The 26724-nt window shown below is 38.1% G+C and carries 24 protein-coding genes and 1 riboswitch; of the genes, 1 reads left to right on the top strand and 23 read right to left on the bottom strand.

All coding sequences use genetic code 11. The annotated features are described in order from the left end of the window. Positions 1–4: 4 nt before the first annotated feature. From IEU90_RS03790 to dnaE, 17 genes are all read right to left on the bottom strand, one after another. Positions 5–1270 carry a tetratricopeptide repeat protein gene (locus IEU90_RS03790; protein ID WP_188357752.1) on the bottom strand — a complete coding sequence of 422 codons (1266 nt, stop codon included), beginning with the start codon at positions 1268–1270 and terminating at the stop codon, positions 5–7. 172 nt (positions 1271–1442) lie between these two features. Further along, a complete protein-coding gene (hbs, locus tag IEU90_RS03785) occupies positions 1443–1718 on the bottom strand; it encodes a non-specific DNA-binding protein Hbs (RefSeq protein ID WP_003666054.1) in 276 nt (91 codons plus the stop codon). Between the two features lie 209 nt (positions 1719–1927). Beyond that, the gene (gene der / locus IEU90_RS03780; RefSeq protein ID WP_153709712.1) at positions 1928–3241 is read right to left on the bottom strand and encodes a ribosome biogenesis GTPase Der; all 1314 of its coding nucleotides are present in this window, start codon (positions 3239–3241) and stop codon (positions 1928–1930) included. Positions 3242–3332: 91 nt separating this feature from the next. Further along, entirely contained in the window at positions 3333–4583 is a 1251-nt protein-coding gene (rpsA, locus tag IEU90_RS03775; RefSeq protein WP_188357751.1) for a 30S ribosomal protein S1, read from the bottom strand. Positions 4584–4655: 72 nt separating this feature from the next. Continuing rightward, positions 4656–5342 carry a (d)CMP kinase gene (gene cmk, locus IEU90_RS03770; RefSeq protein WP_153709714.1) on the bottom strand — a complete coding sequence of 229 codons (687 nt, stop codon included), beginning with the start codon at positions 5340–5342 and terminating at the stop codon, positions 4656–4658. A gap of 56 nt (positions 5343–5398) precedes the next feature. Then, the gene (locus tag IEU90_RS03765) at positions 5399–5989 is read right to left on the bottom strand and encodes a LysM domain-containing protein (RefSeq protein WP_153709715.1); all 591 of its coding nucleotides are present in this window, start codon (positions 5987–5989) and stop codon (positions 5399–5401) included. A gap of 82 nt (positions 5990–6071) precedes the next feature. Then, positions 6072–7511, bottom strand: a complete 1440-nt coding sequence (locus IEU90_RS03760; protein ID WP_188357750.1) for a RecQ family ATP-dependent DNA helicase — start codon at positions 7509–7511, stop codon at positions 6072–6074. Then, the gene (locus IEU90_RS03755) at positions 7501–8529 is read right to left on the bottom strand and encodes a helix-turn-helix domain-containing protein (RefSeq protein ID WP_153709717.1); all 1029 of its coding nucleotides are present in this window, start codon (positions 8527–8529) and stop codon (positions 7501–7503) included. The genes IEU90_RS03760 and IEU90_RS03755 overlap by 11 nt, the downstream gene beginning before the upstream one ends. A gap of 177 nt (positions 8530–8706) precedes the next feature. Then, positions 8707–9285 (bottom strand): ECF transporter S component, encoded by a 579-nt coding sequence (locus tag IEU90_RS03750; protein WP_153709718.1) that lies wholly within the window; start codon positions 9283–9285, stop codon positions 8707–8709. 115 nt (positions 9286–9400) lie between these two features. Then, positions 9401–9526: riboswitch (FMN riboswitch) on the bottom strand. 116 nt (positions 9527–9642) lie between these two features. Next, on the bottom strand, positions 9643–10356 hold the full coding sequence (locus IEU90_RS03745; protein ID WP_153709719.1) for a pseudouridine synthase: 714 nt from the start codon (positions 10354–10356) through the stop codon (positions 9643–9645). Beyond that, positions 10357–10962: an SMC-Scp complex subunit ScpB gene (gene scpB / locus IEU90_RS03740; RefSeq protein ID WP_229723575.1), complete on the bottom strand. Its 606-nt coding sequence runs from the start codon at positions 10960–10962 to the stop codon at positions 10357–10359. Further along, entirely contained in the window at positions 10925–11716 is a 792-nt protein-coding gene (locus tag IEU90_RS03735; RefSeq protein ID WP_153709720.1) for a segregation and condensation protein A, read from the bottom strand. Before IEU90_RS03735 ends, scpB begins: the two co-directional genes overlap by 38 nt. Further along, positions 11709–12065 (bottom strand): reductase, encoded by a 357-nt coding sequence (locus IEU90_RS03730; RefSeq protein WP_153709721.1) that lies wholly within the window; start codon positions 12063–12065, stop codon positions 11709–11711. The genes IEU90_RS03735 and IEU90_RS03730 overlap by 8 nt, the downstream gene beginning before the upstream one ends. A 13-nt stretch (positions 12066–12078) precedes the next feature. Then, entirely contained in the window at positions 12079–12972 is an 894-nt protein-coding gene (locus IEU90_RS03725) for a tyrosine recombinase (RefSeq protein ID WP_153709722.1), read from the bottom strand. After that, the gene (locus IEU90_RS03720; protein ID WP_153709723.1) at positions 12972–13853 is read right to left on the bottom strand and encodes a CvfB family protein; all 882 of its coding nucleotides are present in this window, start codon (positions 13851–13853) and stop codon (positions 12972–12974) included. The genes IEU90_RS03725 and IEU90_RS03720 overlap by 1 nt, the downstream gene beginning before the upstream one ends. Before the next feature lie 180 nt (positions 13854–14033). Beyond that, positions 14034–15455 (bottom strand): pyruvate kinase, encoded by a 1422-nt coding sequence (gene pyk, locus IEU90_RS03715; RefSeq protein WP_153709724.1) that lies wholly within the window; start codon positions 15453–15455, stop codon positions 14034–14036. Between the two features lie 188 nt (positions 15456–15643). Then, positions 15644–18991, bottom strand: coding sequence for a DNA polymerase III subunit alpha (gene dnaE / locus IEU90_RS03710; protein ID WP_188357749.1), 3348 nt, complete (start codon positions 18989–18991; stop codon positions 15644–15646). 84 nt (positions 18992–19075) lie between these two features. On the opposite strand from dnaE, the gene IEU90_RS03705 reads away from it, so the two are divergent. After that, complete coding sequence (locus tag IEU90_RS03705; protein ID WP_153709814.1) at positions 19076–19318, top strand: YjzD family protein; 243 nt, start codon at positions 19076–19078, stop codon at positions 19316–19318. A 56-nt stretch (positions 19319–19374) separates the two neighbouring features. Here the strand turns inward: IEU90_RS03705 and pepT are convergent, their stop codons facing one another. The 6 genes from pepT to dnaG all read right to left on the bottom strand — a co-directional run bounded on the left by pepT (position 19375) and on the right by dnaG (position 26656). Beyond that, positions 19375–20622, bottom strand: a complete 1248-nt coding sequence (gene pepT, locus IEU90_RS03700) for a peptidase T (protein WP_153709725.1) — start codon at positions 20620–20622, stop codon at positions 19375–19377. 18 nt (positions 20623–20640) lie between these two features. Continuing rightward, positions 20641–21468 (bottom strand): Nif3-like dinuclear metal center hexameric protein, encoded by an 828-nt coding sequence (locus IEU90_RS03695; RefSeq protein WP_153709726.1) that lies wholly within the window; start codon positions 21466–21468, stop codon positions 20641–20643. Next, entirely contained in the window at positions 21455–22162 is a 708-nt protein-coding gene (locus tag IEU90_RS03690) for a tRNA (adenine(22)-N(1))-methyltransferase (RefSeq protein WP_302117231.1), read from the bottom strand. The genes IEU90_RS03695 and IEU90_RS03690 overlap by 14 nt, the downstream gene beginning before the upstream one ends. A 97-nt stretch (positions 22163–22259) precedes the next feature. Next, positions 22260–23444 (bottom strand): aminotransferase class I/II-fold pyridoxal phosphate-dependent enzyme, encoded by a 1185-nt coding sequence (locus IEU90_RS03685; protein WP_153709728.1) that lies wholly within the window; start codon positions 23442–23444, stop codon positions 22260–22262. Positions 23445–23661: 217 nt separating this feature from the next. Continuing rightward, the gene (gene rpoD / locus IEU90_RS03680) at positions 23662–24804 is read right to left on the bottom strand and encodes an RNA polymerase sigma factor RpoD (RefSeq protein WP_153709729.1); all 1143 of its coding nucleotides are present in this window, start codon (positions 24802–24804) and stop codon (positions 23662–23664) included. Position 24805: 1 nt separating this feature from the next. Next, positions 24806–26656: a DNA primase gene (dnaG, locus tag IEU90_RS03675; RefSeq protein WP_153709730.1), complete on the bottom strand. Its 1851-nt coding sequence runs from the start codon at positions 26654–26656 to the stop codon at positions 24806–24808. Positions 26657–26724: the final 68 nt, after the last annotated feature.

Below are 26724 nucleotides of genomic sequence, written 5' to 3'. Positions count from 1 at the left end.
CAATTTATTTATAGTCTTCATATTGGTCATATAAATCCTGCATTTCCATATCAGTTGGAACTAAGCGTAAATAATGTTCTAGTTCGTCCATGAGTTTATCTGTTTCCCCAGCTTCACGATAATAATTAATTAATTCTTTTAAGAAAGTTGGATTTTCATTATAAGCAGGTAACGCCGCTTCATAGTATTTACCGGCTAAATCAAGCTGGTCTGTCCGTTGATAAGACCGCGCCAAGTTCCAGTATAACTGCGGATCAGTCTCATCCTCTTTGATCAATGGACGTAACAATTCGATATTTGCCGCGTCATCATGTTGATGCAATAAGAAGTTACTGTATTGAAGGGTAATGGTCATATTATCTGGAGCAAGTTCATGAGCCTTAACAAGATACTTCTTCATTAGTTTTTGATTTCCAAGGTGACTCGTGATTTCGGCAGCTAGTGAATATAAGTATTCATTATACTGGTCAACACCTAATCCTTCTTGAACAACTCGCAAAGCTTGCTGATATTTATTCTCTTTCTCATAAGCTTTTGCTAGTTCAGGATAAGCAGATGCATACTGGTCATCATCATTAATCAAATCCTCTAACGTTGTAATTGCCTCATCATTATCGCCTAATTGCAGTTGAGTCAATCCCTTTTGAAAACGGATATCACTAGTCTGGTACTCGGGCTTAACTTGTTTAAAATACCCCAGTGCCTTCTTAAACTGACCGCTCTGTGCATAACAAATTCCCAATCTTCCCGCAATATCAACCTTCGCAAAGTCTGTATACCCATTTTTAATCAATTGAAAGTAATATTGAATCGCATCTGCGTATTGGCCCACCATAAAGTAAAATTCGCCAAGAGCAAATTCAACTGCCGGTTCATTCGGAGCTATTGAGTAAGCTTCTTTAAGCTTGCCTTCTGTAACCTCAAACTCCTCCTCAGTTTGATATAAATCAGCAGCAACTAATAAAGCTTGAACATACGCTGGTGAATCCGGCTTTATTTGTGCAAGATAAGATAAAGCTTCATCATTATGCCCTTCATCAATTGCAATTGTTGCTAAACTAGTTTTTAATTCATCTTCATCAGGATAACGATCTAATAATTTCAGGTAAATTGTTCGCACTTGTTGTAAAAAGCCCAATGCATATAATTCTTCAGCGAGACTAAATAACATGTCATCATCATCATTAATAAGTGCAAGTTTGAATGAATTCTGGGCTTCTTTTAACTTACCTGCTTCTAATTGATCAACCATTTGTTCTGAGTAGGTCATTTTTTGCCCTCCTTTTTTACTATCACTTCTAAATATATCACAGTCACTAAGCCTACGCATTGAACACGCCCGCTTATTTAGATTGCAGATTTTTTGAAAAAGCTTGGAATAAATAAGAGACTGGTAAAAAACTTTCGTTCTTTACCAGTCTCTTTAACATTTAGCTGTTAAATTACTTAACAGCATCCTTTAAAGCTTTACCAGGCTTGAATGCTGGTACCTTGCTTGCAGGAATGTTGATTTCTTCTCCAGTTTGTGGGTTGCGGCCCTTACGTGCAGCACGTTGACGTACTTCGAAGTTACCGAAGCCAATCAATTGAACCTTTTCACCCTTAGCTAAAGATGCTTGAATTGAACTAAAAACAGCATCTACAGCTGCAGTAGCATCCTTCTTGGTTAAGCCAGTTGCAGTAGCAACATTGCTTACTAATTCTGCTTTGTTTGCCATGTTGTTTCACCTCCCACAATCAACGAGAGTATTAAACTCGCGTCAGTGAATGTTAATTTTGAGTGGTCCAAAATTAACGAAATAACTACGAGAAGTTCGTATCATTTCATTGTTAAGATTAGCATAGAGAAAGCCTGCTGGCAAGCGGTTTTCTTAAGTTCTATGCGCATTTTTAATGTTTTTTCATTTTATTGAGAATTCTCTAACCTTTACTGCCGCTGACGCTTAATTAAGTGGATTGGCGTTCCAGAAAAATCAAACGCTTTTCGAATTTGGTTCTCTAAATAACGCTCGTAAGAAAAGTGCATTAGGTCGGGATCATTCACAAAAATAACAAATGTCGGCGGTTCCGTTGCTACTTGAGTACCATAGTAAACACGTAGGCGACGACCATTTTGCGTCGGAGTAGGGTTTGCCGCAATCGCATCCATTAAAACATCATTCAATACAGCCGATTGAATACGTTGACGATGGTGGTCATATACTTCTTCAATTAAAGATGGTAATTGATTTAACCGTTGCTTTGTCTTAGCAGAAACAAAAATAATTGGTGCGTAGCTAAGGTACTGGAATTCTTGCCGAATCAAGTTAGTAAAATCGGTCATCGTGCGGTGATCTTTTTCTTTCAGAGTATCCCACTTATTGACAACGATAATGACACCACAACCAGCTTCATGAGCATACCCTGCAATATGTTTATCTAATTCCCGAATACCTTCTTCAGCATTTAGCACCACTAAGACAACATCACTGCCATCAATTGCCCGCATAGAACGCATCAATGAATAACGTTCAGTGTTTTCATATATTTTTCCCTTTTTACGAATACCAGCAGTATCGACCATCGTGAATTTTTGCCCATCTGTTGTCGTAAACTGAGTATTAATTGCATCCCGCGTCGTTCCGGCCACATTAGATACAATTACCCGGTTTTCTCCTAAAATTGCATTTACTAATGAGGATTTACCAACATTTGGACGACCAATAAAACTAAAGTGAATGCTTTCATCCTTATCATTTGCGGCATTATCTGGGAACTGTTTAACAACCGCATCTAAAAGATCACCCATTCCAATACCGTGAACACTTGAAACAGCATATGGTTCACCTAGGCCAAGTGAATAGTAATCATAAATATCACTACGCCGTTCAGGATTATCAACTTTATTAACAGCAAGAACAACCGGCTTATCAGATCGATATAGAATCCGCGCTACCTGTTCATCGGCATCAGTTACCCCGTTCTCTACATCAACAACAAAAATAATAACATCAGCTTCATCAATAGCGATTTCAGCTTGTTGACGAATTTGGGTTAATAATGGTTGATCTGAAATTTCAATTCCACCAGTGTCAATCATACTAAAGTATTTACCTAACCACTCGGCATGAGCGTAAATACGATCACGCGTAACACCTGGAGTATCCTCTACAATTGAAATTCGTTCTCCTGCAATACGATTAAACAGCGTTGATTTACCAACATTCGGACGACCAACGACTGCTACGATTGGATTAGCCAATCTTTCCACCTTCTTTCTTTGTTTTTTAAATGATTAAAGAGGAAGTAACAATACTGTCACTTCCCCCTTAAAAGATAATTAATTTAAGAAACTAGTTCCGTAGGTCCTTAAGCTTGTCACCAATTAAGTCACCCATTGAGAAGCCACTTTCTTCTTCTGGAGCATTGTTCATGAAGCTCCGGTTGTTATTGTTACGACGTGAACGACGACGACCACGGTAGTTTTCACCGTTGTTATTGTTGTTTTCGTCTTCCTTTGGACGTTCTTCAAGAGCCTTCATTGACAAACCAAGACGTTGGTGTTCAGGATCAACATTGATTACCTTAACTTGAACTTCTTGACCTGGCTTAAGAACATCAGCAGGTGTAGCAATGTGCTTATGTGAAATTTGTGAAATGTGAACTAAACCTTCAACACCAGGGAACACTTCAACAAAAGCACCAAAACTAGTCAAGCGCTTAACAGTACCAGTTAATACACTATCAACTGGAGCCTTTTCTTCAATGTCATCCCATGGTCCAGGTAAGGTCTGCTTAATAGATAATGAAATCCGTTCACGTTCAGGATCAACGCTCAATACCTTAACCTTAACATCTTGACCAGCAGTCAAAACATCAGAAGGCTTGTCAACGTGATCATATGAAATTTCAGAAACGTGAACTAATCCATCAACACCACCAAGGTCAATGAAAGCACCGAAGTTAGCCATACGAGCAACTTTACCTTCAACAACATCACCTGGTTGTAATTCAGAAAATACCTTTTCTGCTGCCTTTTCGTGTTGAGCTTGAATAATTTCCTTGTGGGAAAGAATCAAACGGTTTTCACTTGGTTCAATCTCTACAATCTTAAATTCTAGTTCTTGACCCTTAAATTGGTTAAGGTCTTCAACATAGTGATCCGTAATCATTGAAGCAGGGACGAAGCCACGAACTCCAGCATCAACGACTAATCCACCCTTAACAGCTTGAGTGACTTTTGCGGTGATGTGTTCACCTTCATCAAACTTCTTTTGAATGTCATCCCATACCTTACGGGCTTCAAGACGACGGTGAGAAAGAAGGTAGCTACCATTTTCCTTGTCGTTACCGATCTTGGAAATGACAACTAAGTCTAATTCGTCACCTACTTTTACAGCATCATTGATGTCTTCAACTGGCTTGGTTGATAATTCCTTAGCAGGGACGACACCTTCAACCCCTGCATCTTTAATTCCAACGATAGCTTGGCGATCATCATCGATTGCCAAAACTTCACCCTTGACAACATCGCCCACCTTTACTTGTTCAATGCTATCAAGCGCTTCTAACATATCGTTTTTGTTTTCGTTGTTTTCAGCCATTAAAAAAAATCCTCCTTGCAACAATCAACTCTAAATGATATTTTACTAAAATTTGTTTCACATTTCCAGTATTTAGGCTAATTCATCTTGTGTTTTTTTGATTATTTGACTAATTTTATCTACAACTTCGTCAATTGTTAAATTCGTTGTATCTAATCTTACCGCATCTGCTGCCTGAGTCAGTGGTGACACTTTCCTTGTGGAATCTTTTTTATCTCTTAATTCAATTGCCTTTTGTAAATCTTCTAAGGAAGTAGTATCAATCCCTTTTGCCTTATTTTCAACATAACGACGACGTGCACGTTCATAAGCACTAGCTACCATAAAAATCTTTACTGGTGCATTAGGTAAAACAGTTGTTCCAATATCGCGTCCGTCCATTACAATACCGCCTTTTTCAGCAATTTGGCGCTGTTGCTTTGTCATTTCCGCACGAACTTCAGGAACAGCTGCAATAGCTGACACATTTTCAGCAACTTTCGGCAACCGAATAGCATGGGTTACTTCTTCACCATTTAAAAATACTCGCTGTTCTGACTCTCCCGGCTCAAAATCAATTTTTACTTGGTGTGCAATTTCAGCGATAGCTTTTTCATCATTGGGGTCAATTCCCTGATTTAATACTTCCAGCGTAACTGCTCGGTACATTGCCCCCGTATCACAATAAACATAATTAAATTTTTTTGCTACTAATTTTGCGACTGTACTTTTTCCTGCCGAGGCCGGACCATCAATAGCGACTTGTAACCCTTTGTTCATTCTTTGTTATTCACTCCTCTAAATTTTAACCTAATACTAACTAGGATTGTTTAAGATTATCGATAATTATAATGATTTGTACTTCCTGAATTATTATACCGATTATATGTCTCACCGTTATTATAGCGTCGAGGTGTTTGCTGATAATTGCTATAACGATTTTGAGTATTGCGATTTTGGTAATAACCATTATTATAACGGTTACTGCTACTATAGCGATAATAACTACTGCTGCTTTGCGGAGTACTGCTATAGCTCTGGCTAGGCTGGGTTGAACTTGATTCAGTACTTGACGAAGAAACTGAACTTTCATCGCTCACACTACTACTCTTGGGGGATTTTTTGCTAGAGGTACTTGAACTGTGAGATACTTTTTTTTTACTATTTTCAGAGCTGGTAGCTACTTGTTCAGTTCTTACAGGATGATTGAATGATTGCTTATTATTGATCCAGTAAATAAGCGGAGTAGCAGCAAGGACAATAATTAATACAATTAAAATCGTCGTGATCATCGAATTATGCGATCGCTGCTTTCGGTGCTCTGTCCGTGACAAGTGACCATCGCGATCAAGGTCTTCATTGTCAGCAAATTTTTTATCCCATAACTCATCATTTGCCCGCCGGCTCTCTTTTCGTTCCTCACTCAAAGTAATCATGCCTCCTTTTTGAGAATTAACATTCTGATTGTATCGCAATCATTTAATACTTGTCTAGCAACTACACTAAACTTTAATTTTCAGTAATATTTAATAATTGTTTTAGCCGCTCATGCCAGTCAAGCTTTTGGGTTATGGTTTTCTCTGCACGAGCTGGTAAAAAAACCTTATGCTTCCACTCTGGCATCTCATTATCGCAACAAATACTTTCCTGTTTCTTTTCTGTTTCACCAAAATAGTTTAGTAGATACTTACGCCTGCAACTATCCGCTTTAATATATCCAAGCATTCTCTGTAATTCTTCTTCTGTTTGACTTTTTCGTTGATTAAACATTGTAATTATTTGTTCAGGGGTCGATTGATGATTTAAATAAAATTCAAACAACGCTCCCTGGTCACCAAGAATCGTTGATGAAATTTTATCATCTTTTATTTGTTGTAAAAGACTAGCTGGAGGAATATCAATACTCGTTAATTGTCGCTGAATCATTTCATCCCCATTGGCATATAGAAGGACGGCAAGGCTTTGTTTCCCATCTCGGCCAGCTCGTCCTATTTCTTGTAGATAATTTTCTAAATTACTAGGTAAATGATAATGAATTACATAACGAACATCGTTTTTATCAATTCCCATTCCAAATGCACTTGTTGCACAAATAACCTGTAACTCATTATTCATAAACTGGTTTTGAATCCGAAATCGTTCAATCGTTGCAACTCCTGCATGATATGCCGCAACATTTAAATCAGTCTGTGAGCTAAGCCATTCTGCCATCTGAGACGCTAATTTTCGACTAGCAAAATATATTATTCCTGGGCCGTCAAACTTCCGGACTAGTTGCAATAGTTCTTCATCTTTTTCTTTCTGCGTTGTCTTCTGCTGTACTGCTAAAAATATATTGGGACGGTCAACAGGTCTTATTATTTGTTGTGCGGTTATTATTCCCAGCTTTGCCAAAATATCCTGACGAATGCGAGGAGTAGCAGTTGCCGTTAACATTAAAGTAGCCGGTTTCCCTAGTTGTTGCCGAATGTTCTTTAAAAGTAAATATTCTGGGCGAAAATCAGGGCCCCATTGTGAGATGCAGTGAGCTTCATCAATTACTAACAAATCGACATTAATGTTTTTGAGCGCTTCTAAAACATTTTGGTTATCAAGCATTTCTGGAGAGGCAAACACAAATTTAAACGATTTCAGATTACGCAATATATTAGCCCGCTCGCGACCAATAATTTGTCCACTCAGCATTATTACTCTTTTTTCGCCTTGCCGATGTAACCTATCAACTTGGTCTTGCATCAATGAAAGCAGCGGTGAAACGATAACAACCGTTCCAGAAATCAAATATGCCGGAAGCTGATATAAAAGGGATTTCCCGGCCCCTGTTGGTAAGACTGTTAAGGCATCTTTCCCAGCCAATAACGCATCTATTGTTTCTTTCTGACCTGGACGAAATTTATCAAAGCCAAAACGCTTCTTTAATATTTGTAATATTTTTTCATTATTTTCCATCAGTTATTCCTTGATATATCTGATATAAGCGATATTCATAAAAAGTAGCTTTATCTTCGTTAAACTCCCAGCTCGTAGGATCCCCTTGATAAAATTTACCAAGTGCTACTCTTTTATCTGCTGGCAGTAAAGCATCCCAATTTAACTTATTCGGAATTAGAACAGCTGCCTCCAATAAATGCTCTTTAATCGTATTCTGCTTTAGTCGGCGCTGTTGTGCAATTTGTTCAATCGATAGTCCCTTAACGTATAAATCAAACGTTATCTGTGCACTACGATTTAATGGGCTTTCATTGAATAATGGCAAAAATAATTGCTGTAATGGTCCCGGAAAGTTACGGGCATATGCACTAATAGCCAACATCTCATCATGCCGTAAAAATTGAACATCATCAAGTCCTATATTTAAATCAGCACTTGCTTGATTAACTGTCCAGCCAGAATAATTGTGACCAATCATCACGTTAAAGAGATCAGTTGCCAACCGTGGATCTTCATTTTCTAAAGCACTTCCTAATCGGTGTAAATCGGAATAAAGCTCATTAACAATGTTCTGACGAAAGTTTTGGCGAAACCACTGCTTTACAGCCAGCATCTCACCATAAGATATTGCTAATGGAACATACTTTCTTTGTCCATATGAATATTCAGATACAACTTGAATAGCTAAAAATAACCGCTGCATTATCCGCTGTGTATTTGCCAGCCAGTACCAATCATAGAAAGATGGAGTATATAAATTGCTCTCTTCCTTTTTTAACTGACTAGCTCCCTTTTCCGTTAATTTTGCCTGTAATTGATCATCAATCATTAATAAACCATCATTTACAAGGCCATTAATTGTTTGGTCATAGTCCTGCCTTGTCAAAGAGCGATATGCTCCGAGCCATTCTAAGATTCTGTATTGACGTGCCCAAAATAAAGTTGCAACTGTCCGCCGGCTTTTTAAAGTATTTTCTATTACGCGAATTCTTCGTGGCTGATGATAACTAAAAAAACGCAATAACTTGGTCACCATTCTCACCTCCCTATTATTTATATACGTAATTTATTTAAAAATACTAGTATTAAATTCAATAAATTACCAATTTATCTAAATAACTCCCCTGATTGATAAAAAAGTAAACAGCGCGGTACATAAATGGCATCTAAAGCCCGGTAAAACTGAACTCTAGATGCCCTTTTAATCTTGATCTTAAATTGTCCGATGCTGATCTAACCATGAGCCTAACCGTCCTGCAACAATTACATATACAATTGTTACAACTAAACCCTTGATAATATTAAATGGCAATACCCCAATGGCCACCAACTGTGCTACTGGTAAAGTTGGCTTCCAATTCCAAACAGCCATATAAAGCGGCGTAAGCACCCACAGGTTTAAAAGGGACATTAGAACAGTCAAAATCACTGTACTTAAAACAATCCCCACCAGTGCTTGTTTCTTCTTAGTCCAACTATGATGACGCCATACCCACGAAAATGGGAGAAGAAGCGCTAATGAAGAAATAAAATCACTCGTAACCCCAATTAATTCCGCAGGTGAAAAGCCATGAACCATTCCATGAATCAAACATTTTATTGCAGCAATTGCAATACCGCCTACCGGACCATATATATATCCCCCTATTAAAACCGGAACATCTGAAAAATCTAATTTTAGATAGGGAGCCATGGGTAACACAGGAAATTCAAAAAACATTAAAATAAATGCTAAAGCACTTAAACATGCTATTCCTACTAACCGTTGAATACGTTGATGCGTCATTGTCATTATTAACAACCTCCATTTGAGATTGCCTCCATTTGGCATCCTGCATTAAAAAAGCGCTACTGACTTAATAAGTTTGTCAGCAACGCAAATAAATCATTTAAAGATTATTTAATACAGAAATCTTCTTTATACCAGACTATACTGTCGGTTCTGGAATTACACCAGCTCAACCACTACACTATGCAGCGGGTTGCGGACTATTACCGCCGGTCGGGAATTACACCACGCCTTGAAGACAAACGTTTATAATATTTTACACTTACTATTTTAATGTGCTTCGTTAATTATGTCAACGCTTACGGCTTTTTCTTATCATTTATTCCATAAAACTTAGCCTATTGCTAATATATTAAATTTTTATTTTTTCAACATTTGAATTTCTTCAGGTTTTAGCGCCCGAAATTCACCCGGTTGTAACCCGTATAAATTAAGCGGACCATAAGTTTCTCGATGTAACTTAATAACTGGATGACCAACTACTTTAAACATGTTCTTTACTTGATGGTTTCTGCCCTCATGAATTGTTAGCTGAACAAGACTGGTCTTTTTTGCCCGATCAACATTAATCAGTTTGGACTTTGCTGGTTTAGTTTTTCGACCATCAACAATAACACCCAACCGCAGCTGCTTTAATTCATCGTTTTTGATAATACCCTCAACTTTTGCAATGTATGTTTTTTCAACTTCATATTTAGGATGCATTAACTTATTGGCTAATGCCCCATCATTAGTTAATAGTAAAATTCCTGTCGTATCGTAGTCCAAGCGGCCAACTGGATAAATCCGCTCATCAATATCTTCATCATGAATAATATCAACTACCGTTCGTCGCCCTTTATCATCATGAGCACTAGAGATTACTCCCCGTGGTTTATTTAATAGATAATAAACATGCTGCTCACGCTGGATAGGTACACCATTTACAACTATCTCATCATGCGTACCTACTTTAGTCCCTAGCTCTTTTACTATCGTACCGTTAACAGCAACTTTCCCTTGAAGAATTAGTTTTTCTGAAGCGCGTCGTGACGCTACTCCTGCCTCAGCCATTGCTTTTTGTAATCTTTCCATTTAATTATCTTCCTTTCCTTTTTCGCGGGTTTGTAATGCTTCAAGGAAAATATCACCATTTATATCACTAACATCTAATTCATCTTGATCTGGAAGCGGTGGCAATTCATCTAAATTACTTAAGCCAAAATAGTTCAAGAATGCTGGAGTTGTTGAATATAAGAACGGTCGACCAGGAGCGTCTAACCGTCCATGAGTATCAATTAATCCTCGTACCATTAATTTTTGCAGGGACCCGGAGCTTTTAACCCCTCGAATGTCATCAATTTCTAATCGTGTAATTGGTTGACGATAAGCAACAATTGCTAACACCTCTAACAATGCTTTAGTAAGCGGAACAGTCAGCGGCACTTCAAAATAATGCTTGATTACATTAGCTAGTTGTGGCTTAGTTGCTAAACGATACGTTTGGTTGCTTTCCAATAAAACAAAAGCAGATGTCCGATCATTCTCATATTTTATTTTCAGTTCTTGAAGAATTGCTAAAATTGCCGGCTTCATAAAACCAGATATTTTTGCTAAATCACTAAGAGTAATTCCTTCATCTCCACTGATAAATAATAATCCTTCAATCTGCGCTTGATTGGTTAGTTTCATATTCGCCACTCTTAGGTCCCTCCACTAAAATTATCGGTTCAAACAAACCTGTTTGGTTGATTACAATTGCTTGGTGTTTTGCTAATTCAAGGATTGCTAAAAAAGTAGTTACTAGTCCATCACGAGTATACATATCACTAAAAAGATCATCGAATCGTGCTGGTCCTTCTTGAATAAACTTAAAAACTTGTTTCATCCGCTGACCTACACTTATCTTTTCTGCAGCCACTGTCTCAACTAGAGGCGTTGCTAATTGCTGCCGGCGTAAAACATTAGTAAACGCCTGCTGTAGATCTTCCAAGTTTATTCCTGGTTCAACATGTGCTTTTATCATATCAGCTGGCACTTGCATTGCTGGCCGGGTATATTCCTGTTGTCGTAAACTCTCTTTATCTTTAAGGTGATCGGCTGCCTTTTTATACCGCTGATATTCAAGTAATTGGTCAACTAATTCCTGACGCGGATCAACTTCTTCTATTTCTGGCTCCATATCAATTGGTGGTGGCGAGGGTAAAAGCATCTGACTTTTAATATCCATCAAGGTGGCGGCCATTACAAAATATTCCCCCGCAACTTCTAATTGATGATTTTGCATCTGATGTAGATATTCGAGGTATTGACTTGTAATTTGCGAAATTTGAATATCATAAATATCCATTTCAGATTGTTTTATTAAGTGTAATAACAAATCTAGCGGCCCCTCAAAATCATGAACCTTAATCACTGGTTGGAATGGTTTTTGCGGTTGCACTTGCTCACTCATTATTTCTCTCCCACATACTAATTATTGGTTGGGTTGCTAAAGTCCCTAAAAGGCGCTTATCAGGATATTGGTCATGAACGCCGTCTAACAATGAAAATATATTATGACCAGATCGTTCACTAGGTGTAAAGGATAACCGGCGAACCAATACGTAATAGTCGCCAATTTCTAAAATAACAATCCCGATAAAATGACTATCATCCATGTCTCTCCATAAGAAAATCGGCCAGTCACTGGCAATTGCCCAGTCCATTTCTTCCATGAATCGATTATCTTTTCGCAAGTCTGTCACTAGAGATAGTAACCCAAGAGCTATTTTTTGGTAATCTTTTCGGTAGCGAACTAACATTATATATTCCTTTCTATGCTCGTGGATGATATTTCATATAATTAGCAGATAATTGTTGCGGTGATACCTTCAAATATGGCTGAATAGCTTTCATCGCATTGTAACCTAAGATTTCCTGAATTAATTGGATATCAGCGCCGTTTTCAATTAAATGAACGGCAAATGAATAACGCATTGTTTGCGGGGTAACTTCTTTTTTTATTTTTGCTTCCGTAACCCATTCCTTCATTTTTTTCCAAATCCCCTGTCGAGTTAATGGGCATCCGTGAGCATTTACAAAAACAATCGTCTCTTGTTTATTCTTTATTAATTGCGGACGACTATCTTTTAAATATTTTTCTATCCATTCTACTGCTGGTTGACTCAGAGGAATTATTCGCTCTTGATTATTCTTACCTGTAATCTGTAATAATTTAACATCAAGGTGGAGATCTACAATATTTAATGCAATAATTTCACTAACCCGCATCCCTGTTGCATCCATCACTTCTAGGAGGGCACGATCTCGAATGCCTAAAGGAGTGGATACATCTGGTACTTGAAGTAATTGCTCAATTTCTTTTTCAGTTAAAATTACCGGTGTTGCAGGCTGATCAAAAGTATATTGATGGTCAATCATCTCCATTGGGTTAACCGTTAGATAATGATGACGAATCATATACTTATAAAATTGGCGTAAACTCGAAATTACACGATTAATTGTTGAATTGGCTTTGTTTTGTTGGCGAAACTCATTTAAAACTTCAATCAGCATATACTGATCAACCTGCTGCCACTGCGAAATTCCGTGATTCTGGAGATAGGTCATTGTCTGCCCTAGATCACGCTGATAACTCATAATAGTGTTATTGCTTAAGTGGCGGTCTTCTCTTAAAAAGGCTAAAAATTCAGCTACATTATCATCCATTAATCTTGATTCTCTTTTATTAGAATTAATTGGCCATCACGTTGTTCTACAATTTTTTCTTTAAGCAAATGACCAACTGCTCGCTTAAATTGTCCTTTGCTAATGCCAAACACACTTCGAATAATTGATGGATCTGTCTTATCCGTATACGGTAACCGATGATTGATATCGTGTTCTAGCATCGTTAAAATCATCTGCGCATCTTCGCTAATTGCTTCATATGCCCGTGGCTTTAGTGATAAATTAAGGCTTCCATGAGATGAAAGACCAATAACCCGTGCCTTTACTCGTTGTCCTAAACGTGGCTCTTGATCCCGCTCACTTGGATGAATAAATCCTAAATGATAATCATCAGTGATTGCAAAAGTCCCACTCATTTTTAATCGATACACGGTTGCATATGTATCATGATTAAGTAAGCGTTTATCAGGAGCAGCCGATATTGTCTGATAAATTTGATCATCCGCTAGTTTCCCCCAAAGGCGATCCTTATCATCAACTTGCAATGACATTAGCAAACGATCGCCTGGCTGTGGCCATAGATGTTTTAAACTGGGTAAATCATCTAAAGAAACAACGATATCCTTATTGGGCAATCCAATATCAACAAAAACCCCTAGATCACGTCGGACATTGACGACAGTCCCGTAGTCATAGTGGTCTACTTGAATTGTTGGAATATGTTCACAAGTCATCTGCAATTGATGCTTTTCATTTTCATAGACAAAGCCACGAACTTGTCCACCAATATGCAATATTTGCGGACTTTCTTTTTTAGGCAACCGGTATGTTTGTCCGTTACGATCGGGTTGAACAAAATAATCCGTATCGTTCTCATCAATCATTACCGCGGTAACAACTTTTCCTAATGCTGAATTCATTTTACATCACTTATCCTTTTTTATTCTATATCGATTTTACACGGTGGGAGATTATTTTACTAGTAGGATCAATTGATTTAACCTTTATGCAGACTAAGTAAAAGCCAATTTTTTCAACAAAAAAACTTGGAAGAATAATTCTCCCAAGTCTTTAAAATTGTCTTACTAATTTATTAAATATTAGTCGATAGTCTTAACACGCATCATGTTGGTTGCACCTGGAACACCCAAAGGAACACCAGCAACAATGATGATCTTGTCGCCCTTCTTAGCAAAGCCAAGTTCTACCGCTTTCTTAGCAGCTAAGTCGAACATCTTATCAGTGTTCTTCATTTCATCAACAACGTATGGTTGAACACCCCAGTTAATCATAAGGCCGCGTTCTACACGTTCATTTGGAGTTAAGGCAACGATATCAGCATTTGGACGGTACTTAGAAATCATCTTAGCTGTGTAACCAGAAGCAGTGTAAGCAACAATAGTATGAATATCTAAGTCCTTAGCAGCATTAGCAACAGCTGAACCAATAGTTTCGGTTACATCTGACTTGTCCCAATCAAACTTTTCAGTTCCGAATTCCCAAAGGTGGTTTTCAGCCTTGATGTCAATGTTGTTCATCATTGCAACAGATTCTACTGGGTAGTCACCGTTAGCACTTTCACCAGAAAGCATAGTAGCATCAGTACCATCAAATACAGCGTTAGCAACATCTGATACTTCGGCACGGGTTGGACGAGGGTTTTCTTGCATTGAGTCAAGCATTTGAGTAGCAGTAATAACTGGCTTACCTAATTCATTACAACGCTTGATCATGTGCTTTTGAACGATAGGCACATTTTGAGCAGGAATTTCAACACCCATGTCACCACGAGGAACCATTAAACCATCAGATACTTCAATGATTTCTTCGAAGTTGTCGATACCTTCTTGAGATTCAATCTTAGGGAAGATTTGAACGTCTTCCATGTTCTTTTCTTTAAGAAGTTCACGAATGTCAAGAACATCTTGAGCCTTACGAACGAATGAAGCTGAGATGTAGTTGATCTTGTTTTCCAAACCGAAACGAATATCACTACTATCCTTTTCAGTAATACCTGGCAAGTTGATTGACACACCAGGAGCATTAACACCCTTACGAGAACCAAGAACACCATGGTTTAATACGTGGCAGACAAGTTCTTTGTTTGCATCGTCTTTTTCATCAATGACCATGTCAATCAAACCATCATCAAAAAGAACATGACCGCCAACATGAGTGTCATCGTATAAGCCTGGGTAGGTAACAGCAATCTTATCATGGGTACCTTCAATTGAAGGATCCATTGAAATACGAACCTTGTCACCAATTTCGAAGTTAATCTTACCTTCTTTTTGAACAGTAGTCCGAATTTCAGCACCCTTAGTATCAAGCATGATACCAACATGCTTACCAGTAATTTCTTCGGCCTTGTGTACATTTTCCATTCGGCCCAAGTGTTCTGGGTGGTCACCGTGTGAGAAGTTGAAACGGAAAATATTAGCTCCCGCGTTGATCAACTTAACAATCGTATCAACATCAGTACTTGCAGGACCAAGTGTACTTACAATCTTGGTTTTCTTCATAAATGAATCTCTCCTTTTGCATCTATAGCATCAATTATCATCTGTAATTGTATGCCTCATTTGCACACTGTTATGATAGCACTTTTCAAATAACGTGTCTTTATTTTTTGTGCAAAAGGTAGCAAAAAAGCGCTATCATTTTAAAATTAGCTATTTTTTCTAATTATTATCTAATTTTTAGATTATCATTATCTGCTTTTCAACTCTTGCAAGACAACGTTTTCTTGCCCCAGCACCGCAATAAGAACCTCTTTTACTTTCTGAGAATCTTTTAACCATTGCTGCCGTGCAAGAATTCTTTTTCTATCAGTTGCTGGATAAAACAAAATAACTGGAATATTCCCCCTATATTGATTAAAAATTTGATTTAATTTCTGGTGAATCAAATTCGTATCTAAAGGCTCGGGAATCCTTAGAACCCATCGTTTATTCGGTTGGTGGCGCTGAACATCTTTTATATCTAAAATTTGATTAGCGATTATTTGTAGTCCTCGTCCCTCGCGTTGTTCTGTTTTTCCGCGAATAATTAATATTTTATTTTGTGATAGCTGATCCTTAAATTGCTGATACTGTTTTGGGAAGACAGTAATATCAATTGAGCCGGTTTCATCAGTAGCATTGACAAAAGCCATTTCGCGGTGCTCGCGTTTTGTATATATAGTTTTAATATTATTTGTCAATACTATAAGAGTTACTTCATTGTTCGGGGACAAATTACTAATTTTGGCAGCTCCCAGTTGTTGACCTAGTTGATAATATTGGGTAACTGGATGCCCAGATAGGTAAACACCCAAGTATTCATTCTCTTTAGTTAAGCGCGTCAATAGTGAAAATTCATTACGTCGCGGAATTGCTGTTTGTAACGCAGGATCATCACTAAAGTCTGCAAAACCTGCAAATAATTCAATTCCCGAGATTAACTTAGGGAGTGCTTCAATCATTTCAGCACGATTATAGCCAAGATTATCAAAGGCTCCGCTATAAATTAATGGTTCAATCAATTCTTGCTTTTGCCATTGTTCAGGCAAGCGGGCAATAAAATTGTGCAAATCAGTGAAATTACCATTCTCTTGTCGTTCCCTTATAATTGAAGCAATGAAATCGCGCCTTACCCCCTTAATTGATGCAAGGCCAAAATAAACCACGTCATCATAAAGTAAAAAGCCGCTCTGACTTATGTTAATCCGTGGACCGCTGATTCGAACGCCAAATTTCTTTGCATCACTTACATGACGCTTTAATTTTTCAATATTAGTTTCAGCATTCATTAAAGCTGTAAAGAAGGCAGCAGGATAATGAACCTTTAAGTAAGCCATCTCGAAGGCCATCATTGAATATGCAACCGCATGAGAACGATTGAACCCGTAATTAGCAAAACGATCTATATATTCAAAAACCTGCTGAGCGACCCGCGATGGATATCCCCTTTCTTCTGCACCAGCAATGAACTTAGTCTGCATCTCATCCATCGTTGCTTTCTTCTTTTTACTCATTGCTCGTCTTAGCAAGTCGGCTTCCCCTAATGAAAAGCCTGCCATTGCAGAAGCTAGTTGCATTACCTGTTCTTGGTAGACTAAGATTCCATAGGTCGGACCTAATATTTTTTCAAGTGACGGTGCTGGAAAACCAATCTTCTCTCTTCCCATTTTTCGAGCAGTAAAGTGGGAAATATTTTCCATTGGGCCAGGACGATAAAGAGCATTTACTGCTACAATGTCCTCAAAATTTGTTGGGTGTAAACTAACTAATACGTTTCTAATCCCATTAGATTCGAACTGGAAAATTCCTCCTGTATCACCACGTTGAAACAGTTCAAGAGTTAATGAATCATTAAAATTAATTTGTTGAAGACTAAATGATGGGTCTTTTTCCCTGATCATTTGCATGGTGTTGTCCATGATTGATAAATTCTTTAATCCTAAAAAGTCCATCTTTAGTAGCCCGAGAGCTTCCACAGTATCTTTAGGAAACTGAGTCATTAATAAGCCGTCGCTACCTTCTTGAAGAGGTACTATCTCATGCAATGGCTGTTCTGAAAGTACAATTCCCGCTGCGTGAATCGAGTAATGGCGCGGTAATCCTTCTAGCTGTTGTGCGACTTTAATTAGCAAGCGCATCTTAGGACTGTCATCTAATAAGTTTTTTAAACGTTGGGATTCTTTTATAGCTGTCGCCAATGTCATATGACTACCATGTGGCAAGGCATCAATCAATCTTTGCATATCATAACGAGGAAGGCCAAACACACGGCTTACGTCACGTACAACCTGCTTTGCCGCAAGCGTTCCAAAGGTAATAATCTGTGCTACTCGTCCATGTCCATATTTTTGATGAACATATTTTAATACTTCGTCACGCCGATTGTCGGGAAGGTCTAAGTCAATATCTGGCATCTGTGCTCGTTCAGGATTAAGGAAACGTTCAAACAATAAATCATACTGCAAAGGATCAACTTCAGTAATCGCAAGAGCATAAGCCACCAAAGAACCAGCTGCAGAACCCCTCCCAGGGTCAGTAGTAATTTTATGTTCATGGGCAAAATTCATTACATCCCACACAATTAAAAAATAATCATCAAACCCCATCTCATGAATTACTCTCAATTCCATCGCTAATCGTTCTTGATATTGACGAATTGTTTTTCCTTGCGCTACTCGTCGTCGCCTTAGTCCCGCAATGCACAAAGAGCGTAAGTATTGTTGGGAGGATATGCCATCAGGAGTTTTAAAATGTGGTAAAACCGGGGATTTAAATTGCAATTCAACATTACATTGATCAGCAACCTCGACCGTTTTTTGTGCCGCATTAATAATACCTTCCTCTTGGTATGCTTGGATTATTTTTTCCTGTGCTTGTAGATAATCTTCACCTAACCTACCAGCATCTACGGCCGGATCTTTCAATTCTGCACCAGCACCGATTGCTTGCAAGACATGACTAGCAAAGAGATCATTCGCATTTAAATATTCAACTGGCGAAGTCCCTACCAAGGGCAATGACATTTTTTTTGATAATTGTTGCAGTGTAACAAGCTGAACATTATCTAATTGTGGATTTATTCCCAGCAACAGACTATTTTCATCTGCTACCTTAGATAATTCCGTCAAAATTGAAGTTGGTTGTGTAATAACACTAAAAACGGTACTCTGCACAGGAACAATAATAAATAAATCCCCCATCAAAGGCTGAATTTGCTTGATTGTTAAGGCTAATTTTTTATTTTTTCTCGTTTGATAAAGCGTTGATAGATCCATTAAATGCTGATATCCTTGTTGGTTTTTTGCCAAGAATATTAGACTTAGCTTGGTCCCATCGATATCATTTAATGCGATAACCATCCGAAGACCGATAATTGGCTTTATACCGGCTTTTTTAGCTTCATTATAAAATTCTACCGCACCGTATAAGACGTTCTCATCTGTTAATGCTAATGCCTTATAGCCACGCTCCTTGGCTGCTGCAACTAAATCTGTAATTCGTGTCGGACTTTTTAATAAACTATAACTACTCTTAACATCTAAGGGCGTAAAATCCACTTCGTTTCACCTCTCAATAAAATTATATCAAATCAGTTTATAAATAGAGAAATTAAGGTGGCCCTTTCAAAAACAATAATAAATATGCTAGAATATGGTATGACTTCAAAGGGGATGACCAACATGAACTTTTTATCAAAGAATATTGTTGCCGGTATTTGGGCACTTATTCTGGGAGAGGTCCTAGCTTACATCACAGGTCAACTAGAATCCATGACACCAGATTATACCCTTGTCGGCTGGTGTTCCGTAATCATGGGATTGATTGTTATTAATTGCGTTGATAAGATTACTGCAGATGCAAATCCCAGTGAAAAGAATAACTAAATAAAAAGGATTGAGTTTTTTGTAGACTCGATCCTTTTTATTTTGTCCTAAAACAATTAATTTTCTTTGGCGGTCAACCGGACAATCTCAAGAAGGGTATCTAACGCTTTTTCCATGGTCTGCAAGGAAACGTATTCATACCGTGAATGCATATTTTCACCACCAGCAAAAAGATTTGGTGTTGGTAATCCCTTATATGAAATTGTTGAACCATCTGTTCCGCCACGAACTGGATAAATATCAGGTTTAATGCCTAAGTTTTCCATTGCATGTTTTGCAATCTCAACAACTTCCATATGATCCTTTAGCGCATCTTTCAAATTATAGTACTGGTCATACAGGTTCATTGTTACGCGGTCAGCTCCAAGTTCATCATTCAAGCCAGCTACAATCCGCTCCAGTAGATGTTTTCGTTCAACAAAAGTTTCTTTATCATGATCGCGAATTAGGTAAGTCATAGATGCATGGTCAACAGTCCCATTAAACTTATACAGGTGATAGAACCCTTGACGACCATCAGTCCGTTCCGCCCGATCATGAGCTGGTAGACTATTTTGTAAATCAATGGCAACTTGGATAGCATTGATCATGGTACCCTTAGCAACCCCTGTATGAACGTCTTTTCCTTGAATCTCTATTTCAGCTTGAGCAGCATTGAATGTTTCATATTCAAGTTCGCCAAGTGGTCCCCCATCAACAGTATATGCAAAATCAGCACCAAAATCAGTAACGTCAAAATGGTCAGCACCAGTACCAATCTCTTCGTCAGGTCCTAAACCAATCTTTATCGTTCCATGTTTGATTTCAGGATGCGCCATTAAATAAGCAGCCATTGTTATTATTTCAGCAACTCCTGATTTATCGTCTGCTCCAAGTAAGGTTGAGCCATCAGTAGTAATTAAGGTGTTTCCTTGATATTTCTTTAATGACGGAAATTCAGCAGTTGTTAGGGTATACTGACCCTGTTCATCAAGTTTAATATCTGATGCTCCATCATAATTCTCCACAATTTGCGGGTTAACATTATGAGCATTAAAATCAGCAGTATCCACGTGCGCAATAAAACCAACTGTTGGAACCTTCTTGTCAATATTACTAGGAATAGTTGCCACCAAATATGAACTCTGTGGATTGATATGAACATCACTTAATCCTAAAGCAACTAGCTCATCCTTTAATTCGTTTAAAAATGCCGTCTCTTTAGGGTCAGAAGGAATAGTTTCTGAATCAGGGTTTGACCTGGTTTCAGTTTTAACATATTTTAGGAACCGAGGTAATAATCCTTCATATTTTTCCTCACTCATAACTAGCATCTCCTTATATTATTCATTCACAATAAATGTAAACGGTTCAGTATTAACTTTACTCTCTATTACATCAAACTGCCAGTTATTTTGGTCACGCCATTGTGAAATTAAGGCAGCCAGCTGATGGGCGGCAATTACTTCAATGTGATGTCCAGGATCGACTACCGTTAAGTGGTTAGCAATCATATCATGGGCGAAATGATAACTAACATCCCCTGTTACATAGGCGTCAGCATTCATAGCAAGTGCTTGCTGGTAAAAATCCTGCCCTGAGCCGCCAAGAATAGCCACCCGTTTAAGTTGCTTACCCTGATCAAGAGGATTAACTATTAAACGTAATCCCTTTACCTGAAACATATCCATGCAGTACTGAGCAAATTCACGTGGTGTCATCTCATTCGTCAATTCACCAACACGCCCCATGCCAACTTCATCACCACTAACAGGATCATTACCAGCTGGCACTAACGGGGATAATTTTTCCAAATGCAATTGAGCAGCTAACCAATCATTCATTCCGCCATTAGCAGTATCCAAGTTAGTATGGGCAGCATAGACGGTGATATTATTTGCTAGTAAGTCAGCATACATTCTATTTTGAGGATTACGTGTATCCAAGTCTTTTGCTGGGTGAAACATAATTGGATGATGAGCAAAAATAAAATCAACTTTTCGGCTAATCGCTTCGTTAACTACTTCAGGCCGAACATCTAGCGTTGTCATCAAACGGGTAATGGGCAGTTCAGGATTACCCACCTGTAGCCCAACATGATCCCATTTTTCTGCTAGCTGCGGATTAGCATATTTTTCAAAACGTTCAATTAATTGATTACCGGTCGTCATCTGCAATCGCTTCCTTCACTTCTAATAAAACCTGGTTCAGCTCATTAATTTTTTGAACTGGCGGTTGTTGTGCCTGTTGCATCTGTTTAATAACATGTGTTTCCCGCTGAATATATTCTTGCCATTTTTTCTTGAAAACCGGGCCCTTATTTTCTAAAAGGAATGGGCCAAAATCAAGTTCATACTGGCTATACCGAAATGGAACAATTGATGGTTCAGCAACAATTATTTCATAGATATGATTATCTTCTTCAATTATTTTTTCCGTCATTATTTGATAACGGTTATCCATTAACCATTTCCGTAATTGACTTTCCCCCACATTAGGCTGGAGAACTAGTCTTTTAACCCCTTTTAGCTTATCCTTACCTTTTTCTAAAATTGAAGCAATTAAACTCCCGCCCATTCCGGCGATTGTTATCGTATCGATATTATCAGCAGTTCTAATGGCTGCTAGACCATCAGCTAAACGAGGGACAATTTTATTTTCAAGTTGGTGGGCCTTTATCTCATGAACAGCATTTTCATAAGGTCCCTTCACAACTTCACCAGCAATTGCAAAGTTAATTTTACCGTCTAATACCAATGCAGCCGGCAAGTATGCATGATCTGAACCAATATCAGCAACTCGTGCGCCCGCTGGTACAAGTGAAGCCACACAAGCTAGCCTTGCTGATAAGTGCTTTTCATCCACAAAAATCATTCCTTTATCTATTTAATATGTCAATTATAACAAAAATAGAAAGTGCGGTAGATATCGCTTTGGATTTCTATCGTCACTTTCTATTTTCTTAAGATAGGCTATTTAAGAATTCACCAATTCGTTTGATAGCTTCTTTTAAGTTTTCATCAGAGGAAGCATAGGAAAGACGAACATAGCCATCGCCACCCTTACCAAATGCGCTACCTGGAGTTACACCAACTTTTGCCTCTTTAGCAAGACGCTTTGCAAATGTAACATCATCTTTACCAAACTGAGCAGGAATTTTAGCAAACAGATAAAATGCTCCTTCCGGCGTTAACATTTCAAAACCAAGTTCTTTAAGACCCTTGACTAACAAATCACGCCGATGTTGATAAATCTTGCGAAATTCAACCGGATCATTTAGCCCGTTTGTCAAAGCCTCAGCAGCAGCCATTTGAACACTGTTTGTGACTGTTGTGACTAAAAATGCGTGCATCTTTGAGATATTAGTCATGATCTTGGCCGGTGCCGCAACATACCCCAAACGGTAGCCAGTCATTGCATGCGACTTTGATAATCCAGAAATAAAAATTGTCCGTTCTGGAATTAACGTTGCAATAGAGTAATGTTCTACCCCATATACTAACTCACTATAAATTTCATCAGCAATTGCGTACAAGTGATGTTTTTTAATCACTTCTGCCAACCCTTCTAATACTTCCTTAGGATATTCACGTCCAGTAGGATTGCTTGGATAGTTAAGGATAACAGCTTTTACTCCCTTGCCTTCTTCTTCGATAACTTTTTCAAGTCGTTCTGGAGTTAAAACAAAATTATCTGCTGAAGTATCAACCTGAACCACAGTTGCACCGGTCATCGCAATCAACGGAAAGTACAACGAAAAGACCGGTGTTGGAACGATAACTTTATCACCTGTATTAAGAAGTGAGAATAGGGCTGCATCTAAGGCTTCCGTCGCCCCAACAGTAGCAATGATCTCACTCTCCGGATCGTAGTATACATCCCGAGTTTTTTGAATATAGTTACTAATTGCTTCAAGTAATTCAGGTTTCCCCATTTGCGGAGCGTAGTGTGAGTCATCTTCTTCAATACTTTTAATAGCCGCTTGCTTAACATGTTCTGGAGTAGCCATATCAGGTTCTCCTAATGTTAATTTAATAATTCCTGGAATTTTCGATACTTCTTTATTGAATTCACGAATTCCCGATGGCTTTAACGCGTCTAATTTATGACTAACAGTTCCATATAAATCAGCAGATAATTCTGGCATTGTTCGATCTCTCCTCAATTTAATTTAATAATATATTTCAAAAACGCTTTATAAAAATTTTACCCGAACAATGCTACTATTTCAATAGAAAAATAAGTTTTTTCTCATTTACATTAAATAAAATTAAAAATCAGCTTAAGATAATTAAATAATTATATCTTAAACTGATTTTTAGTGTAATTTCGATTATTTTACGTATATATAATAATGAAGCACTTTATTCCAAGAAATCCTTCAATTGTTTTGAACGTGATGGGTGACGTAGTTTTCGTAATGCTTTTGCTTCAATTTGCCGAATCCGTTCACGGGTAACACCAAATACTTTCCCCACTTCTTCAAGTGTGCGTGTTCGCCCATCATCTAGACCAAACCGAAGCCGCAAAACATTTTCTTCACGATCAGTTAATGTATCCAACACATTTTCAAGTTGCTTCTTCATCATTTCGTAAGCAGCATGATCTGCTGGGCTAGTTGCATCTTGGTCTTCAATAAAGTCTCCCAAGTGCGAATCATCTTCTTCACCAATCGGTGTTTCTAGTGAAACCGGTTCTTGTGCAATCTTAAGAATATTCCGTACCTTTTCAGTCGGCATATCCATTTCTGCACCAATTTCTTCTGGTAAAGGTTCACGACCAAGATCCTGTAGTAGCTGACGTTGGATTCGAATCAACTTATTAATTGTTTCAACCATATGAACCGGTATACGGATCGTCCGTGCCTGGTCAGCGATTGCCCGGGTAATTGCTTGACGAATCCACCAAGTAGCATAAGTAGAAAACTTAAATCCACGCCGATAATCAAACTTTTCAACGGCCTTCATCAATCCCATATTACCTTCTTGAATCAAATCAAGGAATTGCATTCCCCGTCCAACATAACGCTTAGCAATTGAAACAACAAGACGTAGGTTGGCTTCCGCTAGTTCCTGCTTGGCAACTTCATCACCTTTTTCAATCCGCAATGCAAGTTGGACTTCCTCATCAGCAGTTAACAGATTTACACGACCAATTTCTTTTAAGTACATCCGGACAGGATCATTAATTTTAACACCAGTAGGAGCTGATGTATCCTTCATTGCTGATTGCGATAACTTTTCCGTTGCTTTCAATGCGCGCGGATCTGGGTCACCATTTTCGTCAACAACACTGATTCCAGCATCTTCAATATTTTGAAGCAGGTTATCAATTCCCTCAGCGTTCAATTCAAACGGCTTAGCAATCTTAGTTGTTAATTCATCATATTCAATTTCTTTTTGTTTCTTATAATTACGAATTAACTTACCAACTGCTGTGTCATATTCTTGTTGGTCAAAGTCGGCACTGTTAGAAATAACAACATCTTTTTTCTTACTCTTTGCCATATTAGTTAGTCTCCTCCGTTTTTAAACGTTGTTGCTGCTTTAATAATTTTACCAGTTCAATCGTTAATTGCGTAGCTAATTCTGTATTATGCAAAGAATTAGCCTCTTTTAATTGAGCTTGCTTATCTGCAATTTGAGCAGCTAGTGGCGTCTGCTCTGTAATTATATTAATACAATCATCTATTGCCCGCATGTCAACTTGTTGATCAACATTTAAATGTTCAATCTGACCAAGCGTCCCTTGCAAATCGCTTTTATCTAAGTAATCAAGGAAGTCAGCAGTAGAATACGCTCCATTTTCAGAAAAATAACTTGCTGCTAACAAATATAATGTCTGATACTTTTCATGAGCAAAATGAAAATCACTATCCGCAGTAACATGCATCCAAACTTCACGGTCATAAAGCATATATCTTAATAAAAGCTGCTCAGCTAGTTCAGTGCGACTTAACTTGAGCTCGCCTTGTACAGGTTGTCGATATTCTTGCGTCTGCGTCGGTACCTGTCGCGTAACCTGTTGACGCTGGTTAAAACCAAGCTGTTGGCGGAGCTGGTTAATTTGAGTTCGTAAAGTCTGCCGGTCCAAGTTAAACTCACTTGCTAACTGTTGCAGGTACATATCTTCTTCTAGGGGTGCATCAACTTGAGCAATTACCTTCAACGCCTGGTTTAAGTAACTCATCAATTCGTTTTGATTATCCAGGTTTTTTCCGTTCTTCAAGAAACGTAAATAAAATTCTACTGTTGTTTCTTCTTTATTGACAAGATACGCACTGAATTGTTTAGCACCATACTTTTGAACATATTCATCAGGATCAATTCCTGCTGGCAATTGCACAACTTTAACTTGTAATTGTTTAGACCGATGATCATTTACAAGACTGATAGCACGATCAATTGCATTTTGGCCCGGCTCATCTCCGTCATAGCAAATATCTAATTGAGAAGTCGCACGTCCAATAATGGCTACCTGTTCTTCAGTAAAACTTGTCCCCATCGAAGCAATTCCATTTGTGACTCCAGCCCCAAAAGCAGAAATTACATCCATAAATCCTTCAAATAAATATAATTTCCCATTTTTTCGCGCACTCTTCCGCGCAATATCAAAATTAAATAACGTTCGCCGCTTATTGAAAATAGGCGTTTCCGGACTATTTAAATACTTGGGCAAATCCGTTTCATTAGTCAATAGTCTTCCCGAAAAGGCAATAACCTGCCCCTGACCATTTTTTATCGGATACATAACTCTTTCAACAAAACGATCACGTAATTCACCTTGTTGATTTTCACTAAAAAGACCGCTTTTCCTTAAAAGCTGGTAATCAATCTTTTGTTGCTCAAAAAACGGCTTTAAGATTCGCTGATCAGGTGCATATCCTAACCCAAATTGATCAATGAGTTCATCGCTCATTCCCCGTTTTCTTAAATAATTAAGTGCTGATTGTCCAGCAGGAGTATTAATCAGAATATGATGATAAAGTTTGGCAGCCTTATCGTGAAGCTTAAGAAGCTGTTGCGTCTCATTATTTAATGGTTTTGGAGATGTATTGACATATTGTTCAGGAATTTCAATGTTACTATCGTTTGCTATTTCCTTAACTGCATCAACAAAGTCAATATGTTTCAGTTCCATTAAAAACTGAAATACATTTCCGCTCCGATGACAACCAAAACAATAGAAAAACTGCTTTTCTTCATTTACAGAAAAAGATGGTGTCTTTTCATCATGGAATGGACATAACCCAATCAAATTTTTCCCAGCTTGGTGTAATTGGACGTAGCGACCAATTACGTCACCAATATCTACTGAATTCCGTACCTCATCAATTACGTTACGCGGTATCTTTGCCATTGATTCACCCCACTTAGTAAGCGAACAGCAACGAAAGGTCGCAACCTAACGGAATGCGACCTCCAACT

The organism is Limosilactobacillus caviae (genome assembly GCF_014635905.1).
Lineage (GTDB): Bacteria > Bacillota > Bacilli > Lactobacillales > Lactobacillaceae > Limosilactobacillus > Limosilactobacillus caviae.
Note: the sequence above shows the minus strand (reverse complement) of the source record. Positions and strands in the feature narration are given on the sequence as shown.

What these genes read in the sequence shown, in the direction of transcription:
- IEU90_RS03790 (WP_188357752.1), bottom strand. Translation starts at nt 1,270, where the DNA reads ATGACCTACTCAGAACAAATGGTTGATCAATTAGAAGCAGGTAAGTTA.
- hbs (WP_003666054.1), bottom strand. Translation starts at nt 1,718, where the DNA reads ATGGCAAACAAAGCAGAATTAGTAAGCAATGTTGCTACTGCAACTGGC.
- rpsA (WP_188357751.1), bottom strand. Translation starts at nt 4,583, where the DNA reads ATGGCTGAAAACAACGAAAACAAAAACGATATGTTAGAAGCGCTTGAT.
- cmk (WP_153709714.1), bottom strand. Translation starts at nt 5,342, where the DNA reads ATGAACAAAGGGTTACAAGTCGCTATTGATGGTCCGGCCTCGGCAGGA.
- IEU90_RS03760 (WP_188357750.1), bottom strand. Translation starts at nt 7,511, where the DNA reads ATGGAAAATAATGAAAAAATATTACAAATATTAAAGAAGCGTTTTGGC.
- IEU90_RS03755 (WP_153709717.1), bottom strand. Translation starts at nt 8,529, where the DNA reads ATGGTGACCAAGTTATTGCGTTTTTTTAGTTATCATCAGCCACGAAGA.
- IEU90_RS03750 (WP_153709718.1), bottom strand. Translation starts at nt 9,285, where the DNA reads ATGACAATGACGCATCAACGTATTCAACGGTTAGTAGGAATAGCATGT.
- IEU90_RS03745 (WP_153709719.1), bottom strand. Translation starts at nt 10,356, where the DNA reads ATGGAAAGATTACAAAAAGCAATGGCTGAGGCAGGAGTAGCGTCACGA.
- IEU90_RS03735 (WP_153709720.1), bottom strand. Translation starts at nt 11,716, where the DNA reads ATGAGTGAGCAAGTGCAACCGCAAAAACCATTCCAACCAGTGATTAAG.
- IEU90_RS03730 (WP_153709721.1), bottom strand. Translation starts at nt 12,065, where the DNA reads ATGTTAGTTCGCTACCGAAAAGATTACCAAAAAATAGCTCTTGGGTTA.
- IEU90_RS03725 (WP_153709722.1), bottom strand. Translation starts at nt 12,972, where the DNA reads ATGGATGATAATGTAGCTGAATTTTTAGCCTTTTTAAGAGAAGACCGC.
- IEU90_RS03720 (WP_153709723.1), bottom strand. Translation starts at nt 13,853, where the DNA reads ATGAATTCAGCATTAGGAAAAGTTGTTACCGCGGTAATGATTGATGAG.
- pyk (WP_153709724.1), bottom strand. Translation starts at nt 15,455, where the DNA reads ATGAAGAAAACCAAGATTGTAAGTACACTTGGTCCTGCAAGTACTGAT.
- IEU90_RS03705 (WP_153709814.1), top strand. Translation starts at nt 19,076, where the DNA reads ATGCTAGAATATGGTATGACTTCAAAGGGGATGACCAACATGAACTTT.
- pepT (WP_153709725.1), bottom strand. Translation starts at nt 20,622, where the DNA reads ATGAGTGAGGAAAAATATGAAGGATTATTACCTCGGTTCCTAAAATAT.
- IEU90_RS03695 (WP_153709726.1), bottom strand. Translation starts at nt 21,468, where the DNA reads ATGACGACCGGTAATCAATTAATTGAACGTTTTGAAAAATATGCTAAT.
- IEU90_RS03685 (WP_153709728.1), bottom strand. Translation starts at nt 23,444, where the DNA reads ATGCCAGAATTATCTGCTGATTTATATGGAACTGTTAGTCATAAATTA.
- rpoD (WP_153709729.1), bottom strand. Translation starts at nt 24,804, where the DNA reads ATGGCAAAGAGTAAGAAAAAAGATGTTGTTATTTCTAACAGTGCCGAC.
- dnaG (WP_153709730.1), bottom strand. Translation starts at nt 26,656, where the DNA reads ATGGCAAAGATACCGCGTAACGTAATTGATGAGGTACGGAATTCAGTA.